Source organism: Citrobacter sp. (genome assembly GCF_050252275.1).
In the GTDB taxonomy this organism is placed as follows: Bacteria; Pseudomonadota; Gammaproteobacteria; order Enterobacterales; family Enterobacteriaceae; genus Citrobacter_A; species Citrobacter_A amalonaticus.
This window is the reverse complement of sequence record NZ_JBFWLF010000181.1, coordinates 1-9,388: the sequence shown is the minus strand read 5'-3', so window position 1 is coordinate 9,388 and position 9,388 is coordinate 1. Positions and strand designations below refer to the sequence as shown.

General features: G+C 51.1%; 8 protein-coding genes and 2 pseudogenes. 6 read left to right on the top strand and 4 right to left on the bottom strand.

Going from position 1 to position 9,388, the window contains the following annotated elements; genetic code table 11:
- The first annotated feature begins 384 nt into the window (after positions 1 to 384).
- Complete coding sequence (lpxP, locus tag AB7E14_RS15280; RefSeq protein WP_042999943.1) at positions 385 to 1,305, top strand: kdo(2)-lipid IV(A) palmitoleoyltransferase; 921 nt, start codon at positions 385 to 387, stop codon at positions 1,303 to 1,305.
- Between the two features lie 370 nt (positions 1,306 to 1,675).
- The gene (gene ypdK / locus AB7E14_RS15275; RefSeq protein WP_010723117.1) at positions 1,676 to 1,747 is read left to right on the top strand and encodes a membrane protein YpdK; all 72 of its coding nucleotides are present in this window, start codon (positions 1,676 to 1,678) and stop codon (positions 1,745 to 1,747) included.
- A gap of 64 nt (positions 1,748 to 1,811) precedes the next feature.
- Here ypdK and alaC read toward each other — a convergent pair whose 3' ends face one another.
- On the bottom strand, positions 1,812 to 3,050 hold the full coding sequence (gene alaC / locus AB7E14_RS15270; protein ID WP_042999942.1) for an alanine transaminase: 1,239 nt from the start codon (positions 3,048 to 3,050) through the stop codon (positions 1,812 to 1,814).
- 388 nt (positions 3,051 to 3,438) lie between these two features.
- Here alaC and AB7E14_RS15265 point away from each other — a divergent pair, with 388 nt between their 5' ends.
- Together AB7E14_RS15265 and AB7E14_RS15260 are read left to right on the top strand one after the other, a co-directional pair.
- The gene (locus AB7E14_RS15265) at positions 3,439 to 5,136 is read left to right on the top strand and encodes a sensor histidine kinase (protein WP_104446807.1); all 1,698 of its coding nucleotides are present in this window, start codon (positions 3,439 to 3,441) and stop codon (positions 5,134 to 5,136) included.
- Between the two features lie 14 nt (positions 5,137 to 5,150).
- Complete coding sequence (locus AB7E14_RS15260) at positions 5,151 to 5,885, top strand: LytR/AlgR family response regulator transcription factor (protein ID WP_042999940.1); 735 nt, start codon at positions 5,151 to 5,153, stop codon at positions 5,883 to 5,885.
- Between the two features lie 36 nt (positions 5,886 to 5,921).
- Here AB7E14_RS15260 and AB7E14_RS15255 read toward each other — a convergent pair whose 3' ends face one another.
- Entirely contained in the window at positions 5,922 to 6,404 is a 483-nt protein-coding gene (locus tag AB7E14_RS15255; RefSeq protein WP_316962448.1) for a cold-shock protein, read from the bottom strand.
- 188 nt (positions 6,405 to 6,592) lie between these two features.
- Here AB7E14_RS15255 and AB7E14_RS15250 point away from each other — a divergent pair.
- A pseudogene (locus AB7E14_RS15250) lies at positions 6,593 to 7,291 on the top strand (RluA family pseudouridine synthase).
- 7 nt (positions 7,292 to 7,298) lie between these two features.
- On the opposite strand, the gene AB7E14_RS15245 reads toward AB7E14_RS15250, so the two are convergent.
- Both AB7E14_RS15245 and glk read right to left on the bottom strand, forming a co-directional pair.
- A complete protein-coding gene (locus AB7E14_RS15245; protein ID WP_042999937.1) occupies positions 7,299 to 7,838 on the bottom strand; it encodes a DUF2058 domain-containing protein in 540 nt (179 codons plus the stop codon).
- 205 nt (positions 7,839 to 8,043) lie between these two features.
- Positions 8,044 to 9,009, bottom strand: a complete 966-nt coding sequence (gene glk / locus AB7E14_RS15240) for a glucokinase (protein WP_042999936.1) — start codon at positions 9,007 to 9,009, stop codon at positions 8,044 to 8,046.
- 204 nt (positions 9,010 to 9,213) lie between these two features.
- Here glk and AB7E14_RS15235 point away from each other — a divergent pair.
- A pseudogene (locus AB7E14_RS15235) lies at positions 9,214 to 9,388 on the top strand (ion channel protein); the annotation flags it as partial.

The window sequence follows — 9,388 nt, the reverse complement described above, 5'->3', positions numbered from 1 at the left end:
CCTTACTCTCCTTATACTTTTCATCATAAACTAAAGCGCCACCACCAGCAAATTTCACAACTTTTTTATAACAAGTCTAATTATACGAATATTCCGCATTGCGCTTTTCTAACCTTATTAAAAACAAATAATTAAAAAACACGCCATTATCCTTTATACGCCATGCAAATATTTACGCTTCTTGATTAATTATTTGTGGCTGACATTAATCCCCTGATGGTACATTATACGTCCAGCATTCATGCCCCTCGTGGTTTTATCCTGACGCAGTTTTACACTCTTAGCAGGAACCATTGTCGTACATGATGGCCTAAGACATTGAGTGTACCGCGTTGGAGAATTCATCTTCTGCGATACAAAAATGGGTATCTATAGAAGGTGTTTATGTTCCCAACATGCAAATTTTCCCGCGCGTTTCTGCATCCGCGTTACTGGCTCACCTGGTTTGGCCTCGGTGTGCTTTGGTTATTGGTGCAACTGCCCTACCCTGTTCTGTGCTTTCTCGGCACCCGGACGGGCACACTGGCGCGCCCCTTACTGAAACGTCGCGAGTCAATTGCCCGTAAAAATCTTGAGCTCTGCTTCCCGTCTTATTCTCAGGAACAGAGAGAAAAGATGATTGAAGAGAATTTCCGTTCTCTCGGGATGGCGCTGCTGGAAACCGGTATGGCCTGGTTCTGGCCTGACCGTCGCGTGCGTAAATGGTTTGATGTTGAGGGACTGGAAAACCTACAGCGCGCGCAGGCGCAAAACCGCGGCGTGATGGTCGTTGGCGTTCACTTTATGTCACTGGAACTGGGTGGCCGGGTAATGGGGCTTTGCCAGCCGATGATGGCAACCTATCGTCCCCACAACAATCCGCTGATGGAATGGGTACAGACCCGTGGACGGATGCGTTCGAATAAAGCGATGATCGGCAGAAACAATCTGCGCGGTATCGTCGGTGCCCTGAAAAAAGGGGAAGCCGTCTGGTTTGCCCCCGACCAGGATTACGGCCCGAAAGGCAGTTCTTTCGCGCCGTTCTTCGCCGTTAAAAACGTAGCGACCACTAATGGTACCTATGTGTTGTCGCGCCTGTCAGGTTCCGCGATGCTCACCGTAACGATGGTCAGAAAAGCCGGTAATTGCGGCTACCGTCTGTATATCTCACCAGAGATGCAAGGCTACCCGGCGGATGAAAATCAGGCTGCTGCCTATATGAACAAGATTATCGAGAAAGAGATCATGCGCGCGCCCGAACAGTATCTCTGGATCCATCGCCGCTTTAAAACCCGTCCAATGGGTGAAACCTCACTCTACATTTAAAAAAGGCCGCAAGGCCTTTTTTATTGCCTGTTACTCGCCAATAACCTTGATTATGTTATGGTTTTTATCCTCGTTTTTCGGGTCGTCAATCGCGTCGCTCAAATGTGATTTATTACCGTCTGAAATTATACTGTCGCCGAATCACGACAGTTGTAAGTTACTAAAAGTAAATAAAAAAATCCCTCTTGTCTCGCCTCATTTTTAGGCGTACATTAGCGCCGTCTGGAGCAATCAACGCACAGAATTCTGAGGTGGTGCCGTAAACGAAATGAGGAATATTCTGGGTTTCGTTTTTACCGGTATCAGCTCTCTATAATCAGATGAGATGAAATTCATTCAGGCGTATCAGTTATTGCGCGGAGAGATGAAAGTGAAATATTTCTTTATGGGCATTTCTTTTATGGTCATCGTTTGGGCCGGTACGTTTGCTCTGATGATCTAAAGACAACAATGCAGCAAAAAAACAGGAGCCGATGGCTCCTGTTTGCGTTTGGAAGGACTGGGTTTTACTCAAGTGTCTCAGAGGGTGATTTCGTCCCGGCTGGCAGCAAGCCATCGGCGCGGAACATTGATTTAATCCCTCTGATCGCCTGACGAATGCGATCGCGGTTCTCAATCAGCGCGAAGCGGACATGGGTATCGCCGTAATCACCAAAACCAATGCCTGGCGATACACATACTTTGGCGTCGTTCAGTAGTTTCTTCGCGAAGTCCAGCGACCCCATGCCGGCATACTGTTCCGGGATTTTCGCCCATACGTACATCGAAGCCTTAGGCATTTCGACCATCCATCCGGCCTCATGCAGGCCTTTCACCAGCACGTCACGGCGACGCTTATACTGCTCGGCGATATCCCGTACGCACTGCTGATCGCCTTCCAGCGCCGCAATCGCCGCAACCTGCAACGGGGTAAACGTCCCGTAATCGTGATAGCTCTTAATCCGCGCCAGCGCGTTGACCAGCGTTTTGTTACCGACCATAAAGCCAATACGCCAGCCGGCCATGTTGTAGCTTTTCGAGAGGGTGAAAAATTCCACCGCCACGTCGCGAGCGCCAGGCACCTGCATGATGGACGGCGCTTTCCAGCCGTCGTAAACGATGTCGGCATAAGCCAGATCGTGCACCACCAGCACATCGTAACGCTTCGCCAGCGCGACCACTTTCTCAAAAAATTCTAACTCAACGCACTGTGCCGTCGGGTTAGACGGGAAGCCGAGGATCATCATCTTCGGCTTTGGATAACTTTCGCGAATCGCACGTTCCAGCTCGTTGAAGAAATCGATACCTTCCACCAGCGGAACAGAACGGACCTGCGCGCCGGCGATCACCGCACCGTAAATATGAATGGGATAACTGGGGTTCGGCACCAGCACCGTATCACCGTGATCGAGCGTGGCCAGCATCAGATGCGCCAGCCCCTCTTTTGAGCCGATGGTGACAATCGCTTCGGATTCCGGGTCGATATCGACATCATAACGTTCCTGATACCACCGGGAGATGGCCCGACGCAGACGCGGAATACCGCGAGAAGTTGAATAACCGTGCGTATCCGGGCGCTGCGCCACGGTACACAGTTTTTCGACGATATGAGGCGGCGTCGCGCCGTCCGGGTTCCCCATGCTGAAGTCGATAATATCTTCGCCGCGCCGACGCGCAGCCATCTTCAGTTCAGCGGTGATGTTAAAAACGTAAGGGGGAAGACGATCAATACGCGTAAAGCGACGTTCAGGGCGAGAGTCAGCCATAATTTCCTCAGATTCACGTTAGCGCCCGGACCGTCCGAGCGACGCTGCCACGATGGTGGCACGTTTAGAAAATAGCCTGATTAAAATCCTTCTGTCGAGAGGGAAAGGAAAATATTTTTTCGTTCTCCAAATGAGGAATAACAATTTTAAAAGGGGAAATAACAGGTTTTCGACACCGCTCAATATTACCTTCCAGTAACATTTTGTTGCCATGATGATAACTATGAAAGCGGGCGTTTTATGAGATGTATTGTAAATACACCAATCAACCATCAATCCCCTTTTAAAATTATGGTTTTTCCTCATTAGCCGCAAGATCTCAGCAGGCTGGTCATCCACCCTGAGGTTACCTATCATAGGGCTTTAATCCTTTGGCAAGAGTCCCCCCGTGCACGAAATATTTACCATGCTGCTGGCCGTGTTTGACCGCGCAGCGCTGATGCTATTTTGCCTGTTCTTTCTCATCCGCATCCGCCTGTTTCGCGAGCTGCTGCATAAGTCTGCCCATACGCCAAAGGAATTGCTTGCTGTCACCGCGATTTTTTCGATGTTCGCGTTGTTCAGTACCTGGTCTGGTGTACCGGTAGAAGGATCGCTGGTGAACGTGCGGATCATTGCCGTAATGTCCGGCGGCATCCTGTTTGGTCCGTGGGTCGGCATTATTACGGGGGTGATCGCAGGAACGCACCGTTACCTGATCGACATTGGCGGCGTGACGGCAATCCCCTGCTTTATTACCAGCATTCTGGCGGGCTGCCTCGCGGGCTGGATTAACCGCAGGATCCCCAAAGCCCAACACTGGCGCGCCGGAATTTTAGGCGGCATGCTTTGCGAAACGCTGACGATGATCCTGGTGGTCCTCTGGGCGCCAACCACTGAACTGGGGCTGGATATTGTCTCGAAAATCGGTATTCCGATGATCCTCGGTAGCGTCTGTATCGGGTTTATCGTGCTGCTGGTTCAGAGCGTTGAGGGGGAAAAAGAAGCGAGCGCCGCACGGCAAGCCAAGCTGGCGCTGGATATCGCCAATAAAACCCTGCCCCTGTTTCGCAAGGTCAACAGCGAATCGCTGCGCCAGATCTGCGACATCATTCGTCACGATATCCACGCCGATGCGGTCGCCATTACCAATACCCAGCATGTGCTGGCCTACGTCGGCGTCGGGGAAGCAAACTACCGCAACCACGATGACTTCGTCAGTCCGACCACTCAGCAGGCGATCAATCACGGTGAAATCATCATTAAAAACAATGATGAAGCGCACCGCACGCCGGAGATCCACTCCATGCTGGTCATTCCATTATGGGAAAAAGGCGTGGTGACCGGTACGCTAAAAATTTACTACTGTCACGCCCATCAAATCACCTCATCATTGCAGGAGATGGCGGTGGGTCTGTCGCAGATTATCTCAACCCAGCTCGAAGTCTCCCGCACCGAGCAATTGCGGGAAATGGCAAATAAGGCAGAGCTACGTGCGTTGCAAAGCAAAATTAATCCTCATTTCCTGTTTAACGCCCTGAACGCGATTTCGTCATCGATTCGACTTAATCCAGACACTGCCCGTCAGCTCATTTTTAATTTGTCGCGTTATCTGCGCTATAACATTGAGTTAAAGGACGACGAGCAGATCGACATCAAAAAAGAGCTGTATCAAATCAAGGATTACATTGCCATTGAACAGGCCCGTTTTGGCGACAAGCTGACCGTGATTTATGATATTGATGAAGAGGTCAACTGCACCATTCCCAGCCTGCTGATACAACCGTTAGTGGAGAACGCCATCGTCCACGGCATTCAGCCCTGCAAAGGGAAAGGCGTGGTAACGATTAGCGTCGCCGAGTGCGGCAACCGGGTGCGCATTGCGGTAAGGGACACCGGCCACGGTATCGATCCGAAAGTGATCGAGCGCGTGGAGTCCAACGAAATGCCGGGCAATAAAATTGGCCTGCTTAATGTCCATCATCGCGTTAAGCTGTTATTTGGTGAAGGCCTGCATATACGCCGCCTGGAACCAGGCACCGAAATCGCCTTTTATGTCCCCAACCAGCGTTCGGCAACGGCTACGCCCGCCACGTTATTGCTTTAAGCCGGAGTAACACTGTGAAAGTCATCATCGTTGAAGATGAATTCCTCGCCCAACAGGAACTCAGTTGGCTGATTAAAGAACATAGCCAGATGGAGATTGTCGGGACGTTTGACGACGGTCTGGATGTGCTGAAGTTTTTGCAGCATCAGCGCGTTGACGCCATTTTTCTCGATATCAATATTCCGTCTCTGGACGGCGTTCTGCTGGCGCAAAATATCAGCCAGTTCGCCCATAAGCCGTTTATTGTGTTTATTACCGCGTGGAAAGAACATGCGGTTGAAGCGTTCGAACTGGAAGCGTTTGACTATATTCTCAAGCCGTATCAGGAATCGCGAATTGTCGGAATGCTGCAAAAACTGGAGGCGGCCTGGCAGCAGCAACAGTCTGGCGCGGCTGGGGTTGGGCCCGTGGCGCGTGAAAATGACACCATCAATCTAATTAAAGATGAGCGGATCATCGTTACCCCGATCAACGATATCTATTATGCCGAAGCGCATGAGAAAATGACGTTTGTTTATACGCGGCGGGAATCGTACGTGATGCCCATCAACATCACCGAGTTCTGCAACAAACTGCCGCCTTCGCATTTTTTCCGCTGTCACCGCTCGTTCTGCGTCAACCTGAACAAGATTCGCGAGATCGAGCCGTGGTTCAACAATACCTATATTCTGCGGCTCAAGGATCTGGAATTTGAAATTCCCGTAAGCCGCAGTAAGGTCAAAGAATTCCGCCAGTTAATGCATCTGTAGTCGGCTGAACCGTGCTGCTGCGCGGCAGCACAAAAATCAAACTTTGAGCATTTTAACCGTGGACTCGATATCAATCTCATCTTCCGAGAAGATTAATGTCGTGCCCTGGAAAGTGGTGATCGCCAGTTTTTTTACCGTACGCATTTCACCCGGTGTCGCCGTAGTTTTCGGTCGGATGTTACTCATCAGCAGCCCGACAGAGAGCACTGCTTTTTCTTTATCAATCGGCGTGTCGGCCGGGATCTCTTCACTGAATACCACGAAGGACTTAATCGAGGTGAGCTTAAGACGCTCGCCCGCGATATAGATATATTTGCTGTCCGGCACGACCTTCACCGCATACGCAGAAAGACCTTTGTTGTTGGTGGTGGGCTCAAAGGTTACCGCCGCATCTTTCTTGAGAAGCTCAGGGTTGGCAACCTTAATCACATGAAAATAGCGATTATCGCCGTTCTCATCTTTGATAAATCCAAAACCTTTATCTTTAAACCACGTTGTGATTGTTCCGTTCATCGCCATTACCGTCTGGTTAATCTACTCAATTTTTGCAGCGCGCAGTGTAAAGCACATTGCCTGCGCAGGCCACGTCTTTGGCTTAAGTCTGGATGATAAATTTTAGCGACACGAGAGAAAGTCAAGCCACCGTCATTCGCCGGTCGGCTGAAAATGGGTTATCATCCGCACCCACTTTCCCGTCGGGCAGCCTGATGTCTACGATTATTGATACCTTTATTGCCCCACCGTGCAACGACGAGATAGAGACGCTCTATCAGGACGCTCACCTGCTGTTGATCAATAAACCCAGTGGGCTGCTCAGTCTTTCAGGGAAAAATCCACAAAATCTCGATTCGGTACACTATCGGCTGGTTTAGCAATATCCTGGCTGCACGCTGGTCCACCGTCTGGATTTCGGCACGTCCGGACTGATGGTCGTGGCGCGTAATAAGGCCGTCAATGCCGCCCTCTGCCACCAGTTCAGCCAGCGCACCGTCAGTAAAGTCTACTGCGCATTGCTCTGCGGACATCTGGACGCTGACGAAGGAGTGATTGATGCGCCGATAGCCAACGATCCGGCACGGTTCCCGCTGATGTCAATTAGCCCGGTCAATGGCAAACCCGCGCGGTCACGTTATCAGGTCGTCGCACGAATTAACCAACCGCAGGACGACGGAACTATACTGCCGTTGACGCGGGTCCAGCTCACGCCGGAGACCGGACGGACGCATCAGCTACGCATTCACTGCCAGCTACTGGGGCACCCTATTCTGGGTTGCGACCTGTATGGCGGTCGCCTGCTGCCCGGTACAGAACAAACCACACGGCTGATGCTACACGCCAGCGAATTACGCTTTACTCACCCCATTAGCGGGGAGCGCATCAACGTGCATCACGCCGCGCCGTTCTGAATACGACTTACCACATCAGATCATCAGGCACTTTAAAATCAGCATACGGATCGTCTTCATCCTGCTCTTCCTGACTCAGCGCGCTGTGCAATACGATGCTGGTTGCGTCACGCTGCGCAATTTTATCGGCGACGCTGGCCGGGATAATCGCGTATTCGCTCTCGGCGCTGTTATCGGTAGACAAACGCGCAATCGCCAGACGTCCGTTAATCAACTGCGTCTGGGTCAGCTTATCAACGTAGATTTTCTTGATGAGATTGTTATCGGTGAAGTTAAAGCCAATGTCGCCTTTTGCGACAGTGATACGATTCATTTCAATCAGTTGCTTTACCTGGGCTTTAAATTCTTTCGCCAGCGTCGCCTGTTTTTGCTGCTCACTGAGCAGCTTGTCACGCTCAAGCTGTGCCTTTTTATTCTCTTCAACCGCCTCTCTTGCCTCACGAGCCTGCACGCGTGATTTTTTAGCCGTTCTCTGGACTTTCGCCATTTTTTTGCTGGTTACTAAACCCGCTTTTAGCATCTGCTCTTGTAAGGTAAGTTTCGTCATCTTTACTTATAAACCTGTGGAATGATGTCTGAGATTATACCTGCAATTTTTGCGGCGATACCAGTTGGCGGACGTGGTTTACGGGTCTCGTTATGCTCGGACAGGGTTACGGATGCCGCCTGGTCATAAACTGTAGACCCGTGCGACGCAGAGAACAGAGACCAAAAAACCGCGTGAGACACGCGGTTTTCCTGTGGAACGAGACTTACAGAATCTGGCCTAACGTCTGGCGTAAATGCGCGCCGGAACCGAGCAGACCGGGGTTATCGTGAACAATCAGATACACCGGAATATCCTGAACGTAGGCCTTAAAGCGACCTTTATCTTCAAAACCGCCACGGAAACCCGAGGCTTTGAAGAACTCCAGGAAGCGCGGCACGATGCCACCCGCAATGTAGACGCCGCCAAAGGTACCCAGCGTTAACGCCAGATCGCCGCCAAAGCGCCCCATGATCACACAGAACAGCGACAGCGCGCGACGACAGTCCGTGCAGCTGTCGGCCAGCGCACGTTCGGTAATATCTTTTGGCTGCAGATTTTCCGGCAGACGTCCGTCAGATTTGACGATCGCCCGGTACAAATTCACCAGACCCGGACCAGAAAGCACGCGTTCTGCAGAGACGTGACCAATCTCAGCGCGCAGGACCTCCAGGATGATCGCCTCTTCTTCGCTGTTCGGCGCGAAGTCGACATGACCGCCCTCGCCCGGCAGACTAACCCAGCGTTTGTCGACGTGAACCAGATGCGATACCCCCAGACCGGTGCCCGCGCCATACACTGCGATAGGTTTACCTTCAACCGGTTCCGCGCCGCCAAACTGGATCAAATGCTCTTTTTTCAGCATCGGGATCGCCATCGACACCGCAGTGAAATCATTAATGATTTCCAGATGACTGAAACCGAGATTTTTTTTCATCTCCGCAATAGAAAACGCCCAGGTATGGTTGGTCATAGCCACCCAGTCACCCGTAATCGGACAGGCGATCGCGATACAGCCCGCGTCCACTTTCACCTTGTGCTCATCGAGGTAAACACGCACGACAGCTTCCAGACTGGGATAGTCCAGACCGGAATAGGTTTTAGCCTGCGAGATGTCACCACTGTCGATATCACACAGAGCAAGACGAGCGTTGGTGCCGCCGACATCACCTACTAAAGCATACTTTGTCATTCTTCTACTGCTCCGCTAAAGTCAAAATAAGTCTTTGCCACACTGTAAATATACGGGGGCATAACAACAATCTCAGAAAAGCGAGTCCCCTGAAAATATCGATCCAGGTCACACAATAACTTTATCGTTTCAGCACCATTTGCAGCGATGCCATCTGGCTGACGCGGCAAACTGAACGTAAGACACGGTATTAAGGAAAAAAACATGCTCCATCCGCGAGCCAGAACCATGTTGTTATTGTCGATCCCCGCGCTGATTCTGGGGGTTGCATCCAGTTTAGTCCTGATTGTGGTCATGAAGTTTGCTTCCATCTTACAGAGCATACTCTGGCAACGTCTGCCGGGAAGTGTGGGGATTGCCGCCGATTCCCCGCTCTGGA